The 19,880-nt window shown below is 73.1% G+C and carries 20 protein-coding genes; 6 read left to right on the top strand and 14 right to left on the bottom strand.

Annotated features, from left to right (window positions below; genetic code table 11):
- A partial coding sequence (locus tag VFJ94_RS01275; RefSeq protein ID WP_325002356.1) for a DoxX family membrane protein occupies nt 1-348 on the top strand: 348 nt, incomplete at its 5' end.
- 15 nt (nt 349-363) lie between these two features.
- Here the strand turns inward: VFJ94_RS01275 and VFJ94_RS01270 are convergent.
- Entirely contained in the window at nt 364-1,446 is a 1,083-nt protein-coding gene (locus VFJ94_RS01270) for an L-erythro-3,5-diaminohexanoate dehydrogenase (protein WP_325002355.1), read from the bottom strand.
- Nucleotides 1,447-1,538: 92 nt separating this feature from the next.
- On the opposite strand from VFJ94_RS01270, the gene VFJ94_RS01265 reads away from it, so the two are divergent.
- Nucleotides 1,539-2,981, top strand: coding sequence for a lysine 2,3-aminomutase (locus VFJ94_RS01265; RefSeq protein ID WP_325002354.1), 1,443 nt, complete (start codon nt 1,539-1,541; stop codon nt 2,979-2,981).
- 47 nt (nt 2,982-3,028) lie between these two features.
- Nucleotides 3,029-3,559, top strand: a complete 531-nt coding sequence (gene ybaK, locus VFJ94_RS01260) for a Cys-tRNA(Pro) deacylase (RefSeq protein ID WP_325002353.1) — start codon at nt 3,029-3,031, stop codon at nt 3,557-3,559.
- Nucleotides 3,560-3,621: 62 nt separating this feature from the next.
- Here the strand turns inward: ybaK and VFJ94_RS01255 are convergent, their stop codons facing one another.
- The gene (locus VFJ94_RS01255; protein ID WP_325002352.1) at nt 3,622-4,083 is read right to left on the bottom strand and encodes an Lrp/AsnC family transcriptional regulator; all 462 of its coding nucleotides are present in this window, start codon (nt 4,081-4,083) and stop codon (nt 3,622-3,624) included.
- 111 nt (nt 4,084-4,194) lie between these two features.
- Here VFJ94_RS01255 and VFJ94_RS01250 point away from each other — a divergent pair, with 111 nt between their 5' ends.
- Nucleotides 4,195-5,127 carry a 5'-3' exonuclease gene (locus tag VFJ94_RS01250; RefSeq protein ID WP_325002351.1) on the top strand — a complete coding sequence of 311 codons (933 nt, stop codon included), beginning with the start codon at nt 4,195-4,197 and terminating at the stop codon, nt 5,125-5,127.
- A gap of 158 nt (nt 5,128-5,285) precedes the next feature.
- Here the strand turns inward: VFJ94_RS01250 and VFJ94_RS01245 are convergent, their stop codons facing one another.
- The 6 genes from VFJ94_RS01245 to VFJ94_RS01220 form a co-directional block, all read right to left on the bottom strand.
- Nucleotides 5,286-8,111, bottom strand: a complete 2,826-nt coding sequence (locus VFJ94_RS01245; RefSeq protein ID WP_325002350.1) for a DEAD/DEAH box helicase — start codon at nt 8,109-8,111, stop codon at nt 5,286-5,288.
- On the bottom strand, nt 8,108-9,013 hold the full coding sequence (locus VFJ94_RS01240) for a diacylglycerol/lipid kinase family protein (protein WP_325002349.1): 906 nt from the start codon (nt 9,011-9,013) through the stop codon (nt 8,108-8,110). The genes VFJ94_RS01245 and VFJ94_RS01240 overlap by 4 nt, the downstream gene beginning before the upstream one ends.
- A gap of 9 nt (nt 9,014-9,022) precedes the next feature.
- On the bottom strand, nt 9,023-9,832 hold the full coding sequence (gene tatC, locus VFJ94_RS01235; RefSeq protein WP_325002348.1) for a twin-arginine translocase subunit TatC: 810 nt from the start codon (nt 9,830-9,832) through the stop codon (nt 9,023-9,025).
- Nucleotides 9,833-9,860: 28 nt separating this feature from the next.
- A complete protein-coding gene (tatA, locus tag VFJ94_RS01230) occupies nt 9,861-10,136 on the bottom strand; it encodes a Sec-independent protein translocase subunit TatA (protein WP_325002347.1) in 276 nt (91 codons plus the stop codon).
- 95 nt (nt 10,137-10,231) lie between these two features.
- A complete protein-coding gene (locus VFJ94_RS01225) occupies nt 10,232-11,236 on the bottom strand; it encodes a WYL domain-containing protein (protein WP_325002346.1) in 1,005 nt (334 codons plus the stop codon).
- Entirely contained in the window at nt 11,236-12,219 is a 984-nt protein-coding gene (locus VFJ94_RS01220; protein ID WP_325002345.1) for a helix-turn-helix transcriptional regulator, read from the bottom strand. The genes VFJ94_RS01225 and VFJ94_RS01220 overlap by 1 nt, the downstream gene beginning before the upstream one ends.
- Before the next feature lie 171 nt (nt 12,220-12,390).
- Between VFJ94_RS01220 and VFJ94_RS01215 the strand changes: the two genes are divergently transcribed.
- Nucleotides 12,391-13,491: a DUF3866 family protein gene (locus VFJ94_RS01215; protein ID WP_325002344.1), complete on the top strand. Its 1,101-nt coding sequence runs from the start codon at nt 12,391-12,393 to the stop codon at nt 13,489-13,491.
- Between the two features lie 29 nt (nt 13,492-13,520).
- Here VFJ94_RS01215 and VFJ94_RS01210 read toward each other — a convergent pair whose 3' ends face one another.
- The 3 genes from VFJ94_RS01210 to pafA all read right to left on the bottom strand — a co-directional run bounded on the left by VFJ94_RS01210 (nt 13,521) and on the right by pafA (nt 16,719).
- On the bottom strand, nt 13,521-13,907 hold the full coding sequence (locus VFJ94_RS01210; RefSeq protein WP_325002343.1) for an FKBP-type peptidyl-prolyl cis-trans isomerase: 387 nt from the start codon (nt 13,905-13,907) through the stop codon (nt 13,521-13,523).
- A 314-nt stretch (nt 13,908-14,221) separates the two neighbouring features.
- Complete coding sequence (locus VFJ94_RS01205; RefSeq protein ID WP_325002342.1) at nt 14,222-15,220, bottom strand: FKBP-type peptidyl-prolyl cis-trans isomerase; 999 nt, start codon at nt 15,218-15,220, stop codon at nt 14,222-14,224.
- Nucleotides 15,221-15,327: 107 nt separating this feature from the next.
- Nucleotides 15,328-16,719, bottom strand: a complete 1,392-nt coding sequence (gene pafA, locus VFJ94_RS01200) for a Pup--protein ligase (protein ID WP_325002341.1) — start codon at nt 16,717-16,719, stop codon at nt 15,328-15,330.
- Between the two features lie 79 nt (nt 16,720-16,798).
- On the opposite strand from pafA, the gene VFJ94_RS01195 reads away from it, so the two are divergent.
- Nucleotides 16,799-17,815, top strand: coding sequence for an NAD-dependent epimerase/dehydratase family protein (locus VFJ94_RS01195; RefSeq protein WP_325002340.1), 1,017 nt, complete (start codon nt 16,799-16,801; stop codon nt 17,813-17,815).
- A gap of 50 nt (nt 17,816-17,865) precedes the next feature.
- Here VFJ94_RS01195 and prcA read toward each other — a convergent pair whose 3' ends face one another.
- From prcA to VFJ94_RS01180, 3 genes are read right to left on the bottom strand one after another with little or no spacing between them, the layout of a single operon-like run.
- Complete coding sequence (gene prcA / locus VFJ94_RS01190; RefSeq protein ID WP_325002339.1) at nt 17,866-18,693, bottom strand: proteasome subunit alpha; 828 nt, start codon at nt 18,691-18,693, stop codon at nt 17,866-17,868.
- Complete coding sequence (prcB, locus tag VFJ94_RS01185; protein WP_325002338.1) at nt 18,690-19,517, bottom strand: proteasome subunit beta; 828 nt, start codon at nt 19,515-19,517, stop codon at nt 18,690-18,692. Before prcB ends, prcA begins: the two co-directional genes overlap by 4 nt.
- Entirely contained in the window at nt 19,514-19,717 is a 204-nt protein-coding gene (locus VFJ94_RS01180; RefSeq protein ID WP_325002337.1) for a ubiquitin-like protein Pup, read from the bottom strand. The genes prcB and VFJ94_RS01180 overlap by 4 nt, the downstream gene beginning before the upstream one ends.
- Nucleotides 19,718-19,880 lie beyond the last annotated feature (163 nt).

The following is a 19,880-nucleotide window of genomic DNA, read 5'->3' as shown; positions in this document are numbered from 1 at the left end:
TCGGCTCTGGGCCACCTGACCAAGTCCAAGGACATGGGGGCCTATGCCGCGTCCAAGGGCGTCCCCGCCGCGGTCCCGGCCACGCTCGCCTCCGGAGCCCTCATCCTCGTGGGGGGCCTGATGGTGCTCCTCGGGGTGTGGGGTGACCTGGGGTCCCTGTTGCTCGTCCTCTTCCTCGTCCCCACCGCCATCCTCATGCACGGTTTCTGGAAGGAGACCGACCCCATGGGCAGGCAGCTGGAGATGATCCACTTCAACAAGGACATGGCCCTCGCCGGCGCGGCCCTGGCCTTCTTCTGGGCGTTCGCGCACGACCCCGGCCTGACCATCACCCGCTCGCTCTTCTGACCCTGCGTCGGGCGGTCACCTCAGCCGGTCCTGGAGCAGGGCGCGAACCTCGGGGGTGGTGCGGACGAGGTCGAGGGCGTAGGCCGCGTGCCCGGGGACGTAGCCGTTGCCGATGAGCATCCGCACGTCGGCGGCCAGGCCCTCGGCGCCGAGCGCGGCGGCGGCGAAGCTGGTGGCCATGCTGAAGAAGACGATCGTCCCGCCCTGCGCCGTCGACAGGATCGCCGGCTGCTCGCAGCCCGGCACGTCGACGCACACCACGGTCACGTCGGCGGGGCCGCCGGCGGCCGCGACGGCCACGCCGAGGCCGAGCGGTGAGCGGGCGTCGGCGAGGACCACCTCGTCGGCGAGGCCGGTCGGGGCGAGCCGGGCCAGCTCCCGCTCCGTCGGCACGACGGCGAGCACGCGAGCCGCGCCCGCGCGGCGCGCCGCGGCGAGCGACAGCGACCCGGACTTGCCCGCCCCGCCGAGGACGAGGACGGTCGGCGCCGCGCCCGCAGCGGCATACTCCCGCACGACGCGCTCGACCAGCGCCGGCGCCCCGCAGACGTCGAGGACGAGCAGCGCCAGGCAAGGGTCGAGGTCGGCGGGCAGTCGCGCGGCGACGCTGCGAGCGAAGAGGATCGCGTGGCCGGAGGCCGGGACCTGCTCGGTGAGGCCGTCCCACCGGCGCAGGCCGTCGGTGACGACGAGCGGCGTCAGGGACAGCGACACGAGCGTGGCGACGTGGTCGCCGACCGCGAGACCGAGCGGGCTGTCCGGGCCGACCTCGGCCACCGTCCCGATGAGCATGCCGCCGGAGCCGGTCACGGGGTTTTGCATCTTGCCGCGCTCGGCGATGATCGCCAGCACCTCTGCCCGCACCGCGTGCCCGTCGGTCGCCCCGTCGGGCCGGCTGTGCTTCTGCGCCAGCTGGCGGTAGGACGCCGCGTCGAGGTTGAGCATCTCGACGTCGATCCGCACCTCGTCGGGCCACAGCTGCGGGCGCTCGTCGAGCCGCCGGGCGGCCTGCGGCAGTGTGACGGAGGCGCCCGCCGGCTCGAGCACCCGGTGCAAGCCGAGCGGAGAGGACGGCGAAGGCGCGGATGCTGCCGTCATGGTCGGAGATCCTTTCGCTTTCCTCGCGTCGGACCGGAAATTCTTTGGCATCATATGCCATTCTCGGGCGGACTTGCGGTTATGCTGCGTGCATGAATGCGGTCGAGCAGCCGTATGCCTACCGTCAGCGCGAGCTCGCCGAGCCGGACTGGACCCGGCTGCCGGGGTGGGCCTGCGTGACGCAGGCCGAGTGGGACATGCCCCAGTGGCAGCGGGCCAACTGCGTCAAGAACGTCCGGCAGCTGCGCGCAGTGCTCGGCGACCTGCTCGAGGACCGCTTCTACGCCGACCTCGAGCGCGACCAGGCCGAGCGGGCGACGATGTCCATGCTCGTCCCGCCGCAGATGCTCAACACGATGGTGCCGGCCACGGACGCCCCGATGCCCTCCGCCGGTGCCGCCTTCACCGAGGCCTTCTATGCCGACCCCGTCCGGCGCTACATGCTGCCCGTCTTCTCCGACCGCCGCGCCGACTGGCCCTCACACCCGCACGCGGTGCGCGACTCGCTGCACGAGCACGACATGTGGGTGGCGGAGGGGCTGACCCACCGCTACCCGACCAAGGTCCTCGCCGAGCTGCTGCCCACGTGCCCGCAGTACTGCGGGCACTGCACCCGGATGGACCTCGTGGGCAACTCCACGCCGCAGGTCGCCAAGCTGCGGTTCGGGCAGAAGCCGGCCGACCGGTATGCCGCGATGCTGGCCTACCTGCGCCGGACCCCCGCCGTGCGCGACGTCGTGGTGTCGGGCGGCGACGTCGCGAACCTGCCGTGGAAGCACCTCGAGGCCTTCCTCGACGAGCTGCTCGAGATCGACACCATCCGTGACGTCCGGCTGGCGACGAAGGCGCTCATGGGCCTGCCGCAGCACTGGCTCGCCGAGGACGTCCTCGAGGGCATGGGCCGGGTGGCGACGACGGCCCGGCGCCGAGGCGTATCGCTCGCCATCCATACCCACGTCAACAGCGCCCAGTCGGTCACGCCGTCGGTGGCGCGTGCCACGCGGGCCATGCTCGAGGCCGGAGTGCGCGACGTGCGCAACCAGGGCGTCCTGCTGCGCGGGGTCAACGACTCCCCCGGGCAGCTGCTCGACCTCTGCTTCGCCCTCGCCGACGGGGCGTCGGTCACGCCCTACTACTTCTACATGTGCGACATGATCCCGTTCGCCGAGCACTGGCGCCTCAGCCTCGCCGAGGCCCAGCGCCTGCAGCACTCGATCATGGGCTACCTGCCCGGCTTCGCCACCCCGCGCGTCGTCTGCGACGTGCCCTTCGTCGGCAAGCGGTGGGTGCACCAGCAGGACTCCTACGACACGGTGCGCGGCATCTCGTACTGGCGCAAGAACTACCGCACCCCCATCGAGGGCGACGACGTCGCGGCCCTGTCCCGGGAGTACGTCTACTACGACCCCATCTACACGCTGCCCGAGGAGGGCCGGAGGTGGTGGCGCGACCGGGTCGACCACGCCGCGGTCTTGGCGGCGGCGACCTCGCGGGCCGTCGCCAGCCGCTCGACCGCGCAGGCGCAGCTGGTCTGAGCCGGGGCTTGGACAGGCGGCGATCACGCGCCCGTAGACTGCCGCGAGTGGGCCGACCCTCCCCCTCCCGAGCCGGCGGACGTCGCGCCGCCCGCAGTGACGGGCCCTCGACCCCGGCCACCGTTGCCCTCGACCGGCTCGGCGTCGCCTACACCCGCCACCCCTACGAGCACGACCCCGCCACGGGCAGCTACGGGCTCGAGGCGGCCGCCGCGCTCGGCGTGACGCCGGGGCAGGTCTTCAAGACCCTCCTCGTCGAGACCGCCGCAGGGCTGGCGGTCGGGATCGTCCCGGTCGACCGGCAGCTCGACCTCAAGGCCGTCGCCGCGGCGCTGGGCGTCAAGGGTGCGACCATGGCCGACCCGCGCCAGGCGGAGCGGGCCACCGGCTACGTCGTGGGCGGGATCTCGCCCGTCGGCCAGCGCCGGTTGCTTCCGACCGTGCTCGACGAGACGGCGCTCGGCTTCGAGACCGTCTTCGTCTCCGGTGGCCGTCGCGGCTTCGACCTCGGCCTCGCGCCTGCCGACCTCGTCACCGTGACCCGGGCGGTCACGGCCCTCGTCGGGCGGCATCCGTGACCGCGCCACGCGGTCTGCGCCGTGTCGTCAGTCGTCACTCGTCGGTGGTCAGTGGTCGGTGGTCAGTCGTCCAACTCCGGCGCGGGCGACGAGACGCTGCGCCCCTCCCAGGGCGTCGAGAGCACGACCGTCGTGCGGGTGGACACGTTCGCGGCCGACCGGATCCTGGCGAGCAGGTCCTCCAGGTCGCCAGGCGTGGCGACGCGCACCTTGAGGATGTAGCTCTCCACGCCGGCCACGGAGTGGCAGTCCTCGATCTCGCGGATCGGGGCGAGGCGCTGCGGCACGTCGTCGGGCGCGCTGGGGTCGAACGGCGTGACCGAGACCAGAGCGGTGAGCGGCAGGCCGAGCTGCACCGGCGACACCACCGCGCGGTAGCCGGAGATGACGCCCCGCTCCTCGAGCCGGCGCACCCGCTGGTGGACGGCCGACGTGGACAGCCCCGTCGCCCGCCCGAGGTCGGTGAAGCTCATCCGGCCGTCCGCCACGAGCAGTTCGACGAGCCGCCGGTCCAGTTCCTCCATGGGCGAAGGCTAGACCAGCGCCAGCACACATTGCCCTCTCGCGCCGGAGCGGGGCCCCGTGGCTGGCCGGGGCCCACGGTGGCCCCTCGATCGGGCGCGTACTCTCCTGCCATGCCGCCCGACACGTCCGACCGGCTTCTCCTGCTCGACTCGGCGAGCCTGTACTTCCGGGCCTTCCACGGCGTGCCGGAACGGTCGGAGGGCGGCGCAGTCCCGACCAACGCGGTGCGCGGCTTCCTCGACATGCTGGCCTCGCTCATCGAGCGGGGCCGTCCCACCCATCTCGCGGCGTGCTGGGACAACGACTGGCGGCCGGCCTTCCGCGTCGCCGCGCTGCCCTCCTACAAGGCGCACCGGGTGGCGGACGCCAGCGGCACGGAGGCCGTGCCGGAGGACCTGGTGGTCCAGGTGCCGCTCATCGTCGAGGCCCTGACCGCGCTCGGTTTCGCGCGGGTCGGCTCGGACGGCTACGAGGCCGACGACGTCATCGGCACGCTGGCGGAGGCGCACCGCGGGCGTATGCCGGTCGACATCGTCACCGGGGACCGCGACCTCTTCCAGCTCGTCGACGACGCAGCCGGGATCCGGGTGATCTACACGGCTCGCGGCGGCGTGCGTGCGCCCGACCTCGTCGACGAGGCGTTCCTCGCCGAGAAGTACGGCGTGCGCTCCGGGCCGGCGTATGCCGACATGGCCGTCCTGCGCGGCGACACCAGTGACGGGCTGCCGGGCGTCGCCGGCATCGGGGAGAAGACGGCCGCGGCCCTGATCGCGGCATACGGCGACCTCGTCGGGCTCCGCGCCGCCCTGGCGAGCGGCGACCCGAGGCTGAGGGGCGCGCAGCGCGCGCGGCTCGAGGCGGCGGCGGCATACCTTGACGCCGCTCCTCACGTCGTCGCCGTGGCAAAGGACGCACCCCTCGCCCAGCTTGACCTCCGCCTGCCGCAGACGGTCGCCGACCCGGTCCTCATGAGCCGGCTCGCCGTCGAGCACAGGCTGACGTCGTCGTTCGACCGCGTGCTGCGCGCCCTGCGCATCGACTGAGCCGGGTCACGGGACCAGCCGGCGGATCAACTGGCGGATCAACTGGCGGATCAACTGGCGGTGGCTGCCGTCAGGGCAGCACCGGACGCCGGTTGATCTGCCTGTTGATGAGCGGCCGCTGGGTCAGTCGCACCCCGGAGTGCGTCCTGGCCCCGGAGTCAGTCGAGGCGGTCGGCCGCGACGACGCCACGCATCACGAGGTCACCCGCCTTGCGGGCCATCGCCTGGACGCCGGGGTCCGCCGCGTCGGTCAGCTGACCGAGCAGATCGATGACCTGCTTGCAGCGGCGGACGAAGTCCCCCGCGGCCAGGTCGCTGCCGCGCAACACCTCCTCGAGCCGCAGCCCGCTCGCCCACCGGTGCATCGCCCACGCCAGCCCCGCGTCCGGCATCCCGGTCCTCGGCAGGGCCAGCGCGGCCTCGGCGTCCTCCAGAGCGCTCCAGATCTCGATCATCCGCTCGTAGGCGTCGCGCACGTCGTCGTTGGGCATCCGGGGCGTGAGCGCGCCCTCGTCCCGACGCGGCTCGTGCACGAGCGTCGACACGACCGCTGCCAGCGACGGGGCGTCGAGGCGCCGCCACACGCCGACGCGAAGGCACTCGGCAGCGAGCAGGTCCTTCTCCGTGTAGAGCTGGCGCAGGCGCTGGCCGTTCGCGGTCACCGACTCGCCGTCGCGGCTGAGGTAGTCCATCCGGGTGAGCAGGTCGCAGATCCGGTCGAAGGTCTTGGCCACGGAGTTGGTCCGGCCGTCGATCTTGCGCTGCAGCCCGTCGGTCTCGCGGCGCAGCCGCCACCAGCGCTCGGCCCACCGCGCGTGGACCTCACGGTCGGGGCACTGGTGGCACGGGTGTCGGCGCATCCGCCGCCGCAGCTCGTCGATGCGCTCGTCGCCGGCGTCCGGGTCGACGGCGCGCCGCCTCGGCGGCGGGTCGTGCGGCAGCGACGCGCGAAGCGTGGCGGCGAGGTCCCGGCGGGCCTTGGGGTTCTTGGCGTTGAAGTGCCGGGGCACCCGCATGCTCCCGAGCGCCTCGAGCGGCGCCGGCACGTCCGAGAGCGTGAGCCGGCGCAGGTGGTGGTCCTCGGTGACGACCGCCGGTGACGCGGATTCGCCCTTGCCGCCGGAGTTGGGCGCGATGACGACGGCGAGTCCCGTATGCCGTCCATGCGGGATCCGCACGATGTCACCGATCTTGAGCCGCTCGAGGGAGACCGCCGCGGCGGCCCGGATGGAGGCCGACCGCTGGCGCGCGCTCTCCTTCTCGAGGGTGCGGATCTCCTCGCGGAGGGCGGCATACTCCCTGAAGTCGCCGAGGTGGCACGTCATCGACTCGGCGTAGCCGGCGAGCGCCTCCTCGTTGCGCCGCACGGTGCGCACGAAGCCGACGACCGCCCGATCCGCCTGGAACTGCGCAAACGACGTCTCGAGGATCTCCCGGGCGGTGTCCCGGCCGACCTGGCGCACGAGGTTGACCGCCATGTTGTACGTCGGCTGGAAGCTCGAGCGCAGCGGGTAGGTCCGGGTCGAGGCGAGACCGGCCACGGCCTCGGGGTCGAGTCCGCGGTTCCACAGCACGACCGCGTGGCCCTCGACGTCGATGCCGCGCCGGCCGGCCCGGCCCGTCAGCTGGGTGTACTCCGCCGGGGAGATGTCGACGTGGCTCTCCCCGTTGAACTTCACGAGACGCTCGAGCACGACGGTGCGGGCGGGCATGTTGATCCCCAGCGCCAGGGTCTCCGTCGCGAAGACCGCCCGGATCCGGCCGGCCGTGAAGAGCTCCTCGACGATCTCCCGGAAGGTCGGCAGCAGGCCCGCGTGGTGGGCCGCGAAGCCGCGGGTGATGCCCTCGACGAAGTCCCAGTAGCCGAGCACGGTGAGGTCCTCGTCGGCGAGGCCCTGGATCCGCTCCTCGACGAGCCGCCGGTTGCGCTCGCCCTCCGTGTCGGTCACGAGCCGCTGCCCGCTCGCGAGCAGCTGACCCACGGCCGCGTCGCACCCGGCGCGGGAGAAGATGAACGTGATCGCCGGGAGCAGCCCCTCGCGCTCCAGGCGCTCGATGACCTCGGCGCGGGTGGCGCCGCCCCCGGGGCGGCCACCGCGGGCGAAGCCCCGGGCGCCCTCTCCCCCGCCGGGGCCGCGGCCCCGCCGACCGCGGGCGTCGCGGTCCTCGCGGCCCCGCCCGTCCCAGTCGTCGCGGCCACGGCCGCGGCCGGACGGTCCCCGGGCGCGACCTCCTCGGGACCAGTGGGAGTCCCAGTCGCCGCGCCCCTCCAGCGCGCGGATGCTCTGCAGCAGGTCCGGGTTGACCGCCACGTCGCTGCCCTCGTCCGCCCCGGGGGACACCTCCTCGACGAAGAGGTCGAAGAGGGTCTGGCCCACCATCATGTGCTGCCACAGCGGCACCGGCCGGTGCTCGGAGACGACGACCTCCGTGTCGCCGCGCACCTCGCCGAGCCACGCGCCGAACTCCTCCGCGTTGGAGACGGTCGCGGACAGGGACACGACGCTGACATCGCGCGGCAGGTGGATGATGACCTCCTCCCAGACCGCTCCGCGGAAGCGGTCGGCAAGGTAGTGCACCTCGTCCATGACCACCCAGCCGAGCCCCCGGAGGGTGCTCGACCCGGCATACATCATGTTGCGCAGCACCTCGGTCGTCATGACGACGACGGGCGCCTCACCGTTGATGGAGGCGTCGCCGGTCAGCAGGCCGACGGAGGCGGCACCGTGCCGCCGCACGAGGTCGGCGTACTTCTGGTTGGACAGCGCCTTGATCGGCGTGGTGTAGAACGCCTTGCGCCCCGTGGCGAGGGCGAGGTGGACGGCGAACTCGCCCACCACCGTCTTGCCCGCGCCGGTCGGCGCCGCGACGAGCACCCCGCGGCCCTCCTCGACGGCGCGGCATGCCTCGACCTGGAAGTCGTCGAGCTCGAAGTCGAACTGCGCGGCGAACTCCGCGAGCCGGGGCCAGCTGGGGAACCTCATGCCGCACGCACCGATCCGACGACGAGCTCGAGCGCCCCCGGGACGTTCTCCACCTCCAGGGGCAGCCTCGCCATCGCCTCTCCGTCCGCCTGCGACTCGATCCCCTCGGCCTCGAGCCGGACCCGCGCTGCCCGGCAGATCTGAACCGCCGGGTGCGTCACATGCCTACCCGAGTACACGGACGGGAACACGCGCACGAAGTCGGGGATCGACAGCGCGTGCACGACGAGCACGTCGAAGAGCCCGTCCGCGACGTCCGCGTCGGGACACACCCTCATCCCGCCCCCGAAGGACGTCGTGTTGGCGACCGCGACGAGCATCGCGCTGAGGTCGTGCCGTATGCCGTCGAGCTGCACGACGTAGGGAATAGGTCGGAAGGCGGGCAGCTCGCGCACCATCGCGAGGGCGTAGCGCAGCTGTCCGCGGGGCCAGCGCATCCGCGCCGCACGCGCGGTGACGACCGCGTCGAAGCCGGCGCCGAGCACCCCCGCAAACCACTGCTGCGCTCCGTCGGTGCTCGTGACCCGCCCGGCGTCGACCCGGCGGGTCGTGCCGGTCTCGATGGCCCGCACCGCGGCGCGCGCGTCGCGGATCGGCAGGCCGAGGTTGCGGGCCAAGTCGTTGCCGGTCCCGGCCGCCACCACGGCGAGGCGTGGGCCGCCGCCGGCGCAGAGGTTGACGCCGAGGTGCGCCGTGCCGTCGCCGCCGACGACGACGACGAGGTCCACGCCCTCGTCGACGGCCTGCGCGCCGCGCCCCCGGGCGTCGGCGAACGTCTTCCCCGAGGCCTCGACGATGTGATGACCCGCCTGTCGCAGGAGCAGGCGCACCTGATCCCCGATCACCCGGCCGACGCCGCCACCCGCGGTCGGGTTGACGATGAGGGCGATGCGCTGTGACACAACGGCACGCTACAACGCGGACGCCTCGTCGTCCGGGACGTGCATCCAGTCCGGGGCCTCGGCGGCCCGGCGACGGTCAAGGAGCACGCAGATGCCCACGGCCCCGAAGAAGAGCGCGATCATCGGCGCCGCGAGGAAGAGCATGGTCCACGGGTCGGGGGTGGGCGTCATGACCGCGGCGAACACGAAGATGACCATGACCGCCGGCCGCCACGCCCTGAGCATCGAGCGGCCCGGCAGCACGTGCGCCAGGTTGAGGGCCACGAGGAAGACCGGAAGCAGGAAGGCGAGCCCGAACGCGAGGATGAACTTCAGGATGAAGTTGAGGTAGTCGGACGCCTGCTGGAGGTTGTAGGCGCCCTCCGGCGTGAAGCCGAGCAGGACGCCCACGGCCTTCGGCACCATGGTGAAGGCCAGTGCGCACCCGGCGAGGAACAGCGGCACCGCGGCCACGATGAAGAGGCGGGCCACCCGCTTCTCCCGCTTCGTCAGGCCCGGGACGATGAAGCCCCAGATCTGCAGCAGCCAGACCGGGGACGAGAGCAGCAGGCCCACGAAGAGCGAGACGGTGACCTGGATCGCGAAGGCGTCCGTCATGCCCGAGAAGTTGATGTTGACGACGCCACCGTGCCGCTGCGTCGCGAGCTCGATGAGAGGCCGGGTCAGTGCGGTGAGGACGCGGTCGTAGTTGAGCCAGCCGACGACCGCCCCGGCCAGGATGGCGATCCCCGCGATCGTGACCCGACGGCGCAGCTCGCGCAGGTGGTCGGCGAGGGCCATCCGGCCCTCCGGATTGCGTCTGCGCAGCAGGGATGGCATGAACGGTTGGCGCGAGGGGACCGAGAAGTCAGGCGGTGGGTCCGTCGTGGCGGGGGCTCGGCGCCGGCGGGGCGTCCCGCGTGGGGTCCGGGGCGACGACGTCGCCGGGCACCGTGGTGCGCGACGCCTCGCTGCCGGCGTCGGCTGGGGTCTTGCCGTCCTTCTTCATCTCGTCGACCTCGGACTTGAAGATCCGGGCCGACCGCCCGAGGCTGCGGGCCATGTCAGGCAGCTTCTTCCACCCGAACAGGGCGATGAGGATGATGCCGAGGATGATCAGCTCAGGGGCACCGATGTTGCGCATGCGCGTCTCCTTGCGACGTCGGGCCCCACTGGTCCGGGCCCTCGATGCAGCCCACCACGGCTGCCAGACCTCCAGTGTACGGGTCGGTGCTGGGCTCAGCCGGCGGCTTGGCCCAGGCCCTCCCCGTATGCCGTGAGGGCGGCCCGCGCCTCGGCGGCCACCGCCTCGGCCAGCTGCACCGGCTCCACGACCCGCAGCGCACCGCCCAGCTGGAGGACGAGCCGGCGCACCAGAGTCGGGTCGCCCACCCGCATGGTGATGCGCAGCGAACCGCCCGCCACCTGCTCGACGCCCTCGTTGGGGTAGTAGTCCGCGACCCACGCGGCTTCGCGGTCGGCCTCGAGGACGACGGTCACGTCGTTCTCCCCGGGCACGAAGAGGTCGACGTCGAGGTCTCGCGGCGCGGCCTGCGGCGGCGGGGTGCCGTCCTCGTCGAGCACGGTGACCGCCTCGACCCGGTCGAGCCGGAAGAGGCGCACCCCCACGGCCCGGTGGCACCAGCCCTCGAGGTACCAGTGCCCGTCGAGGTTGACGATGCGCATGGGGTCGACGTCCCGCTCCGTCGACTCGTCGCGGGTGGGGACGAAGTAGGTCAGGTGGACCCGCCGGTGGTCGGCGAGGGCGCCGCGCAGCGGCTCCATGGCCGGGTGCTGGCGGCCGTCGTCGATGTCGAGGGCCACCGCGTGGGCGCGCTCGTCGGCGCCCGTCGCGGCCCGCAGCTTGGCGAGCGTGCGCTCGATGACCTCAGGTCCCACGAGGGCCGACTCGAGCGCGTGCAGCCCCGCGGTGAGCGTCACCGCCTCGTCGCGGGTCAGGCGCAGCGGGCGGGCGATGTCGTCGGCGTTGCGCAGGAAGATGTGGCCGGTGTCCCACTCGGCGTCGATGAGCTCGGCGTGGCTGTGCCCCGGCGTGCCGCACACGAAGAGCAGCTCGAGGTCCTCCTCGATCTGCCGCTCGCTCACGCCGAACTCGTGCGCCGCCTCCGCGACCGGCACCCCCGGGTGCTGCACCAGCCACGGCACCATCGCGAGCAGGCGGCTGAGGCGCTGCGTCGCGGTCTCGGCCGGGGAGCGCCCGCCCCGACGCGCCGCCCCGGGCATCAGGCCACCCTCGCGGCGTGCGCTGCGGCTGCCGCCGCGAGCGTGCGGCGCACCGACTCGACGAGCTCGGCGGGCGCCGCCGCCACGGCGGCCGCCCCGAGCGCGGCGACCTCACGCTCGGTCGTGCCCGGCACGTAGGGAACCTCGACCTCCGTCCACTCGTCGCCGACCTCCCGGACCGCGGTGGCCCGCCGGCGCAGGCCGTGCCCGGCGCCCTGCCGCAGCCGCACCACCGCGGTGCCGGCGGGCTCCGGCTCCTGGGCGGCCACGGCCACCTCGGGCACGTGGTCCGCGGGCACGGCATACGTGCCGGCCTTGCCCTGCTTGCGCACGGGGCCGACGAAGCGACCGAGGCGGAAGGCCCGCAGGTCGCCCCGGTCGAGGTCGTGCGCGGTGAGGTACCACCGGCCCCGCCAGTTGATCAGGGCCCACGGCTGCACGTGGCGGGTGCCCGTCTCTCCCGAGCCCTTGCGGTAGTCGAAGGTGATCGGCTGCCGGGCGAGAACCGCCGCGTGGACCGCGTCGAAGGCGGGCTCGCGGGTGCGCACCCGGGGCTCCACGCCGGCCGCGACGGAGTCGTCGATCTCCACCCCCGACAGCCGCAGCTTGCGCACGGCCGCCGCTGCGGACCCCGCGATGCTGGCGCCGGACCAGGCCCGGGCCGCGAGCGCGAGGGCAGCCACCTCGTCGGGCTCGAAGCTGATCTCCGGGAGCGTCGCCTCCGAGGAGTCGATCCGGTAGCCGACCTCGTCGTCGAAGAGCACGTCGAGGACCGTCGTGGTGATCGGGATGCCCATCTCGCGCAGGTCGTCCTTGTCCCGCTCGAACATGCGGTCGAAGGCCTCGAGGGAGGGCGCCCGGCGGTAGTCCTCCAGCGACTCGCGGATCTTGTGCTTCGGCACGGGCCGGCGCGCGGACTTCAGGCACAGGATGAGGTTGAGCAGCCGCTCGGTCTTCTCCGCCGACGGCGATGGTGCGCTCATCGAGACCTTCCTCGATCCGGGTGGGCTGCGGGGGCACTCCGACGCTACCTGACCACCGCGGGCGCCGCGGCCCGGCCCCGGCAGGCCGGCGCGGGCCGGCGTGGGCCGGGCCCGCCCGGTGCCGGCCGGTGCCGGCCGTCGTCGGCGCGACTGCTCGGTAGGGTCGCACTCGTGATCCAGTGGCGCTCCGGGGTGGTGGCAGCCGTCGTGGCGCGGTGGGCCGGGGCCGTCGAGTATGCCGTCGAGCTCGGTGCGGGGGCGTCGGTGCGCGCCATCGGCTACGTCGAGCTCCTCGGGGAGCTGCCGGTCGGTGCCACGGTGCTGCTCAACACGACGGCCCTCGAGCGCGGCCTGGGCACCGGGGGCCTCGCCGTCGTCATCGCCTCCCCCGACCACGTGCCCCCGCCCGTGGCCGACGTGCGTGCGGTCCCGGGCCACCTCGTGAAGGCCCGCTACACCCCGAGCCAGACCATGGTCCTCGGCGTCGACGAGCAGGACAGCGTCCACCACCCCCTGCTCGCGGACGCCGACACCCTGGGCCGCCTGCCGGTCGTCGTGGCCGACCTGCACTCGGCCCTGCCCGCCGTCGTGGCGGGCCTGCGGGCGGACGCGCCCGAGGCCCGGGTCGCCTACGTCATGACCGACGGTGGGGCGCTGCCGCTCGCCCTGTCCCGGACCGTCGCGGCGCTGCGGGAGGCCGGGTGGCTGGCCGCCTCGATCACCGTCGGGCAGGCCTTCGGCGGCGACCTCGAGGCCGTCAACGTCCACACCGGGCTGCTCGCGGCCCGGCACGTCGTCGCCGCCGACGTCGCCGTCGTGGCCCAGGGCCCCGGCAACCTCGGCACCGGCACCCGGTGGGGGTTCTCCGGCACGTCGGCCGGCGAGGCGGTCAACGCGGCCGCCACGCTCGGTGGCTGCCCCGTGTGCGCGCTGCGCGTCAGCGAGGCAGACCCGCGCGAGCGGCACCGCGGCCTCTCCCACCACAGCCACACGGCATACGGGCGGGTGGCCCTCGTCCCCGCCGACGTGCCGATCCCGCTCCTGCCCGGACCGTTCGGCGAGCGGCTCCGCGCGGAGGCGGCCACCTTGTGCGCGGCCTCCGGCGGGCGGCTCACCGCGCACGACGTGCCGGTCGCCGGGCTGGAGGAGGCGCTGCGGGCGGCGCCCGTGCGGCTCTCCACCATGGGCCGCGGCTACGACGAGGACCGGGCCAGCTTCCTCAGCGGGGCGGCCGCGGGGCGGTTCGCCGCCCGCCTGCTCGCCGGCGGCTGAGGCCCGCGCGCCTCACGCCGCTTCGAGGGTCAGCGCACGTCGTCGAGGTCGACGACGAAGATGAGCGCCTCTCCGGGGGCGATCGCGCTGCCGGCCCCGCGGTCGCCGTAGGCAAGGTGTGCCGGGATGGTCAGCTTGCGCCGCCCGCCGACCTTCATGCCCTGGATGCCCTTGTCCCAGCCGCTGATGACCATGCCGACGCCGAGCCGGAACTCCAGCGGCGTGCCGCGGTTCCACGACGAGTCGAACTCCTCGCCGGTCGAGTGCGCGACGCCGACGTAGTGGGCGCGGACGGTGTCGCCGGCCTTGGCCTCGCGGCCGTCGCCGACGATGAGGTCCTCGATGACGAGGTCCTCCGGCGCGACGCCCTCGGGGAAGTCGATCTCGGGCTTGGAGCGGTCGGAGTCGAGTGCCATGGGAGCGTCCTTCGCTGCAGTGGTATGCCGGTCAGCACCGAAGTCTGTCAGCGATCCGGCGCGGCCTGCGCCCCACCCCCCTCGTCGAGTGGCCACTTTCGTTCACGCCCCCTCGTCGAGTGGCCACTTCCGTTCACACTCGCTGCACGAAACTGGCCACTCGACCGGGGAGGGGTCAGCGATCCGGGACGACCTGCGCCTCACCCCTCGTCGAGTGGCCACTTCCGTTCACACTCGCTGCACAAAACTGGCCACTCGACGAAGGAGGGGTGCACGAAAGTGGCCACTCGACCGGAGGGTGCGGGCGCGCGGGGTCAGTAGGCGTCGAGGATGTCGACGACGAAGACGAGCGTGTCGGTGCCGGTGATCTTCGCCTGCGCGTTGCCGCTCGAGCCGTAGCCGTCCTTGGGCGGAATGACGAGCAGCACGCGGCTGCCGACCTTCTTGCCGACGAGCGTCTTGTCCCAGCCGGGGATGACCTGCCCCGAGCCGACGGGAAAGTCCGCGGCCGCTCCACGCTTCCACGACGAGTCGAAGACGCTGCCGTCGCGCCAGATCAGGCCGTGATACTGCGCCGTGATGGTCTGCCCCTTCTGGACCGCGGCGCCCTTGCCCTCGATGAGCGTCGCCTGCTTCGTCTCCGTCGGGGCCGCCGACTTGGGCACGGTCACGGTGGGCTCCTTGGTGGGGCCCGCCTTGAACTCGACGGCGGGGAGGCCCGCCGGCGTGGCCGCCTGGGCGCCGTCGACCTGGGTCAGCGGCGTGTGCACGTCGGCGACGTCGGCCACGACCACCATGGTGTCCGTCCCCTTGATGCCGAGCTGGGCGTTGCCCTGCGGCCCGAAGCCCGCGGCCGGCGGGATGGTGAACGCCACGCGGGCGCCCTTCTGGGCGCCGAGGAGGCCCTCGGTCAGGCCCTTGATGAGGTCCGGGCGGCCGAGCCGGAAGCCGTCCACCGACCTGCCCTGGGCGAAGCCGTCGTCGAGGAGCTTGCCGGTCGTGCCGTTGAAGATCTGGACCCGCACCCGGACCGTGTCCTGCTTCGTCGCCGCCTGGCCGGCGCCCGGGGCGAGCACCCTGCGGGCCACCTCGGCGGTCGAGACGGGGGTCTTGGCGAACGTGACCTTGGGTGCCGTCTTCAGGTCGACCGGGCCGGTGGCCGAGACGACGTCGAGGCCGGCGCCGGGCACGGCGGCCGTGGCGCCGGTGGTGGCACCGGCGCCGCTCTCGTTCGCGGTCGAGCCGCAGCCGGCGAGCACCGTGAGGCTGAGGGTGGCCGCCACGGCGGCAAGGACAGGACGGTTACGGCGCACGAAGACAACCTTCGACAGGGTGAGGAGCAGAGCCCGGCCACTGTAACCAACGAAGATGTGCGGCCCTGTCGAGCCCACCCGCCAAGGCCAGGGGCCGGTATGCCGCCTCAGAGCGGCCGGTGCAGCCCCGGGGTGCGCTCCATCGACTCGAGAAGCCGCTCGACCCTCTCGTCGACCGCCTTGAAGGGGTCCTTGCACAGCACGGTCCGCTGCGCCTGGTCGTTGAGCTTGAGGTGCACCCAGTCGACGGTGAAGTCCCGGCCGGCCGCCTGCGCGGCACGGATGAAGTCGCCGCGCAGCTTGGCCCGCGTCGTCTGCGGGGGCCTCACCTTGGCCTGGAACACCTCGATGTCCGCAGCGACCCGCGCCGCCCGGCCGTGGTGCTGCAGGAGGTAGAACAGTCCGCGCCGGCGGTTGATGTCGTGGTAGGCGAGGTCGAGCTGCAGGATGCGGGGGTCGGCCAGCGCCAGACCGTGCTTGGCGCGGTAGCGCTCGATGAGCCGGTGCTTGATGACCCAGTCGATCTCGGTGTCGATGGCGCCGAGGTTCCCGGAGGCCACGGAGTCCAAGGTCCGGCCCCAGAGCTCGAGCACACGCTTCGTCTCGGGGTCGCTGTCGCCCTCGCGGTCGACGAACTCGCTTGCCTTCTCGAAGTATTCACGCTGCATGTCGACCGCGGACAGCTCACGCCCGTTGGCCAGCCGCACGGTGGCCCGCCCGGTGAGGTCGTGGCTCATCGTCCGGATGGCCCGGATGGGGTTCTCCATCGTCAGGTCGCGCATGACGACGTCGGCCTCGATCATCCGCAGCACGAGATGGGCCGAGCCGACCTTGAGCAGGTTGGTGGTCTCGGACATGTTGGAGTCGCCGACGATGACGTGCAGCCGCCGGTACCTCTCGGCGTCGGCGTGCGGCTCGTCGCGGGTGTTGATGATGGGCCGCGACCGGGTCGTCGCCGACGACACGCCCTCCCAGATGTGGTCGGCCCGCTGGCTCACGGCATACGTGGCCCCGTGCGCGGTGGCGATGACCTTGCCCGCTCCGCACGTGATCTGGCGGCTGATGAGGAAGGGGATGAACATGTCCGAGACCCGCTGGAAGTCCCCGGTGCGCCCGTAGCAGTAGTTCTCGTGGCACCCGTAGGAGTTGCCCGCGGAGTCGGTGTTGTTCTTGAAGACGAAGATGTCGCCCTCGACCCCGTCGTGCCGCAGCCGGGCCGACGCATCCTCGACAAGGCCCTCCAGCAGCCGCTCCCCCGCCTTGTCCTGGATGACGAGCTCGCGCACGGAGTCGCACTCGGCCGTCGCGTACTCCGGGTGGGAGCCGACGTCGAGGTAGAGGCGCGCGCCGTTGCCGAGGAAGACGTTGCTCGACCGCCCCCAGGCGACGACTCGGCGGAACAGGTAGCGGGCGACCTCGTCGGGGGTGAGCCGGCGCTGGCCGCGTGTCGTGCACGTGACGCCGTACTCGTTCTCGATCCCGAAGATCCGCCGCTTCATGAACCCACTCTAGGAGGCGACCTTGCGCTGCGGGCGAACGCCGTGGACCCGACACCCTTCGCGTGTTGTGCTGGGCGTCATGGCGCGCGTCCTCGTCCTCGGTGGCACGGCGTGGCTCGGTGGCGCGGTGGCGGCCACCGCGCTGGCCGCCGGGCACGACGTGACCTGCCTGGCCCGCGGCACCGCGCCGGTGCCCTCGGGTGCGCGCCTGGTCCCCGCCGACCGGGACGACCCCATGGCGTATGCCGCCGTCCCGACCTCGGGAGGGTGGGACCTCGTCGTCGACGTCGCCCGTCAACCGGGACATGCCCGGGGCGCGGTCCGGGCGCTCGGCGACCACGCCCGGCACTGGGCCTTCGTCAGCTCCGGCTCGGTCTACGCGCACCACGACCAGGTCGGGGCCGACGAGAGCGCCGAGCTGCTCCCGGCCCTGTCGTCGGTGGCGTCGGACGCGGCGACACCCGAGGAGTACGGCTCCGGCAAGGTCGCCTGCGAGCAGGCCGTGCTCGAGGCTCGTGGCGGTGATGCGCTCGTCGCGCGCGCCGGGCTGATCGTGGGTTACGGCGACCGCAGCGACCGGTTCGGTTACTGGCCGGGCCGGTTCGCGCTCGGAGCCGAGGACGGGGAGCCGGTCCTCGTGCCGGCGCGGGCGGACCAGCCGGTCCAGTGGATCGACGTCGCCGATCTTGCGCGGTGGCTGGTGCAGGCGGGGCTGGCAGGCGCCGCCGGCGCCTTCGACGCCGTGGGTCCGGTGCGAACCTTCCAGGACCTGCTCGACGCCTGCGCGGCCGCGACGGGCTTCGCGGGGTCCCTCGTCGCGGCAGCGGACGAGGCGCTGCACGCTGCGGGGGTGCAGGAGTTCATGGGTCCCCGCTCGCTGCCACTGTGGCTCGTCGACCCGCAGTGGCAGGGGTTCCTCGCTCGTCGCGGCGCGGCGGCCTCGGCGGGGCTCACCGCGCGGCCGGTGCCGGACACCGTCCGGGACGCACTGGCCTGGGAGCGCGAGCAGGGCCTCAGCCGGCCGCGGGCAGGCGCGGGGCTGGACCGTGCGGACGAGCTCGGCATCCTCGCGTCGCTGGCGGGGCGGCGGTCGTGACGTCGACCCGCCGGCGGCGGGGGTGCACTCGGGCGGCGGCGGGGCGACCCTCAGACCGGGCCGGCGAGCCCCGGGTCGTGACCCTCCCGTGGCCGGAGGGGGGCACCCTCGTCCTCGCCACTGAGCACGTCGGGGTGCCCGGGGTGGGACTCGTCGGCGGCCGGGGCGTGCGTGACGGGGTCCTCGGTGGCGAGGAGGCGGTCGAGGAGCGGACGCACGACCCGGCGGAAGGCGCGCCGGGGGCGCTCGCGGTCAAGCACCGCCACCTCGAGCTGGTCGGCGCCGAGGACCCGGGGCTCTCCCCCGTCGGCCGGGGCGCCGAGGACGCCGACGGCGATGCGCAGCGTCTCGCCGAGCGACAACCCGGGCCGCCAGGCCTCCTTGAGCCGGGCCTCCACCTGCTCGCTCGCGCCGCCCATGACGACGAAACCGCGCTCGTCGGCCACCGACCCGTCGTAGGTGAGCCGGAAGATCTGGTCCTCCTCGGGCCGGTGCCCGACCTCGGCGACGACGATCTCGATCTCGAACGGCTTGGACTCCTGGGTGAAGACGGCCCCGAGCGTCTGGGCGTAGGTGTTGGCCAGGGCCCGAGCGGTCACGTCGGTGCGGTCGTAGGAGTAACCGCGCAGGTCGGCATACCGGATGCCGGCCACCCGCAGGCTCTCGAACTCGTTGTAGCGACCCACGGCGGCGAAGGCGATCCGGTCATAGATCTCGGAGACCTTGTGCAGCGCCTTGGAGGGGTTCTCGGCGACGAAGGCGACACCCTTGTCGTAGGCGAGGACGGCGACCGAGCGGCCGCGGGCGATCCCCTTGCGCGCGAAGTCCGCCCGGTCCTTCATGACCTGCTCCGGCGGCACGTAGAACGGCATGCTCATCGCGCGCCTCCCGGGTTGTCGCGACGGGCTGCGACGACGGCGTCGACCACTTCGCTCAGCTGAGCGTCGGGGATGAAGTGGACGCCCTGACGGTCCACGACGGCGACGGTGGGCCAGATCTGGCGGCCGACGTCGGGTCCGCCCGTGGCCGAGTCGTCGTCGGCCGCGTCGTAGAGCGCCTCGATGGCCACGGAGACGGCCTTGTCCTCGGGCAGCCCGGGTCGCCACAGCTTCTTCAGCGCCCCTCGGGCGAACACCGAGCCCGAGCCGGTGCTGTGGTGCCCGTTCTCGGAGTAGCAGCCGCCGGTGACGTCGTAGGAGAAGATCCGCCCCACCTCGGCGTCGAGGTCGTAGCCGGCATACACCGGCACGACCGTCAGGCCCTGCATGGCGAGGGGCAGGTTGCCGCGGATCATCGAGGCGAGCCGGTTGGCCTTGCCCTCGAGCGACATGATGGCGCCCTCGATCTTCTCGTAGTGCTCGAGCTCCACCTGGTAGAGCCGGACGAGCTCGATCGCGATGCCCGCGGTCCCCGCGATGCCGACGGCGGAGTACTCGTCGGCGGCGAACACCTTCTCCATGTCGCGGTTGGCGATGATGTTGCCCATCGTCGCGCGCCGGTCACCCGCCATGACGACCCCGCCCTCGTGGAGGAGGGAGACGATCGTCGTGCCGTGCGGCGCCTCCAGCGTGGCGCCGGTGGGCAGGGCGCGCCCCGTGGGCAGCAGCTGCGGCCGGTGGGCCGCGACGAACTCCGTGAACGAGGAGGAGCCGGTGGTGAGGAAGGCATCGTCGAGACGCCGGAAGCCGCCCGTGCCGGTCACTGTCCGCCCTTCTGGACGAAGCCCCGGACGAACTCCTCCGCGTTTGACTCCAGCACCCCGTCGATCTCGTCGAGGACGCTGTCGATGTCGTCCGTGAGGCCCTCCTTCGTCGCCGCGCCGGCTGGCGCCGGCGGGGTCTCTGGCGACTCCGGGGGCTCGTCGTCTCGCCGCTGCGGCTTCGCGTGCTCCTGACCGGGCATGACTACCTCCTGCGTGCTCCTGCGGGCATGGTGTCCTCGACCCGACCCTAGCCCCTGGGGACCCACACGCGGCGGCAGGTCGGCGGCATACGCCCCGTCGCGCCCACCGCCTCCTCGAGTGGCCACTTCCGCACAGCCAGCCCCGCACCAAACTGGCCACTCG

This window comes from Intrasporangium sp. (assembly GCF_035688975.1).
Taxonomy (GTDB): domain Bacteria; phylum Actinomycetota; class Actinomycetes; order Actinomycetales; family Dermatophilaceae; genus CALMNV01.
Note: the sequence above shows the minus strand (reverse complement) of the source record. Positions and strands in the feature narration are given on the sequence as shown.

What these genes read in the sequence shown, in the direction of transcription:
- VFJ94_RS01245 (WP_325002350.1), bottom strand. Translation starts at nt 8,111, where the DNA reads ATGAGGTTCCCCAGCTGGCCCCGGCTCGCGGAGTTCGCCGCGCAGTTC.
- VFJ94_RS01210 (WP_325002343.1), bottom strand. Translation starts at nt 13,907, where the DNA reads ATGGCACTCGACTCCGACCGCTCCAAGCCCGAGATCGACTTCCCCGAG.
- VFJ94_RS01270 (WP_325002355.1), bottom strand. Translation starts at nt 1,446, where the DNA reads ATGACGGCAGCATCCGCGCCTTCGCCGTCCTCTCCGCTCGGCTTGCAC.
- VFJ94_RS01255 (WP_325002352.1), bottom strand. Translation starts at nt 4,083, where the DNA reads ATGGAGGAACTGGACCGGCGGCTCGTCGAACTGCTCGTGGCGGACGGC.
- VFJ94_RS01180 (WP_325002337.1), bottom strand. Translation starts at nt 19,717, where the DNA reads ATGCCCGGTCAGGAGCACGCGAAGCCGCAGCGGCGAGACGACGAGCCC.
- pafA (WP_325002341.1), bottom strand. Translation starts at nt 16,719, where the DNA reads ATGAAGCGGCGGATCTTCGGGATCGAGAACGAGTACGGCGTCACGTGC.
- VFJ94_RS01225 (WP_325002346.1), bottom strand. Translation starts at nt 11,236, where the DNA reads ATGCCCGGGGCGGCGCGTCGGGGCGGGCGCTCCCCGGCCGAGACCGCG.
- VFJ94_RS01220 (WP_325002345.1), bottom strand. Translation starts at nt 12,219, where the DNA reads ATGAGCGCACCATCGCCGTCGGCGGAGAAGACCGAGCGGCTGCTCAAC.
- tatC (WP_325002348.1), bottom strand. Translation starts at nt 9,832, where the DNA reads ATGCCATCCCTGCTGCGCAGACGCAATCCGGAGGGCCGGATGGCCCTC.
- VFJ94_RS01250 (WP_325002351.1), top strand. Translation starts at nt 4,195, where the DNA reads ATGCCGCCCGACACGTCCGACCGGCTTCTCCTGCTCGACTCGGCGAGC.
- VFJ94_RS01265 (WP_325002354.1), top strand. Translation starts at nt 1,539, where the DNA reads ATGAATGCGGTCGAGCAGCCGTATGCCTACCGTCAGCGCGAGCTCGCC.
- VFJ94_RS01195 (WP_325002340.1), top strand. Translation starts at nt 16,799, where the DNA reads ATGGCGCGCGTCCTCGTCCTCGGTGGCACGGCGTGGCTCGGTGGCGCG.
- prcA (WP_325002339.1), bottom strand. Translation starts at nt 18,693, where the DNA reads ATGAGCATGCCGTTCTACGTGCCGCCGGAGCAGGTCATGAAGGACCGG.
- tatA (WP_325002347.1), bottom strand. Translation starts at nt 10,136, where the DNA reads ATGCGCAACATCGGTGCCCCTGAGCTGATCATCCTCGGCATCATCCTC.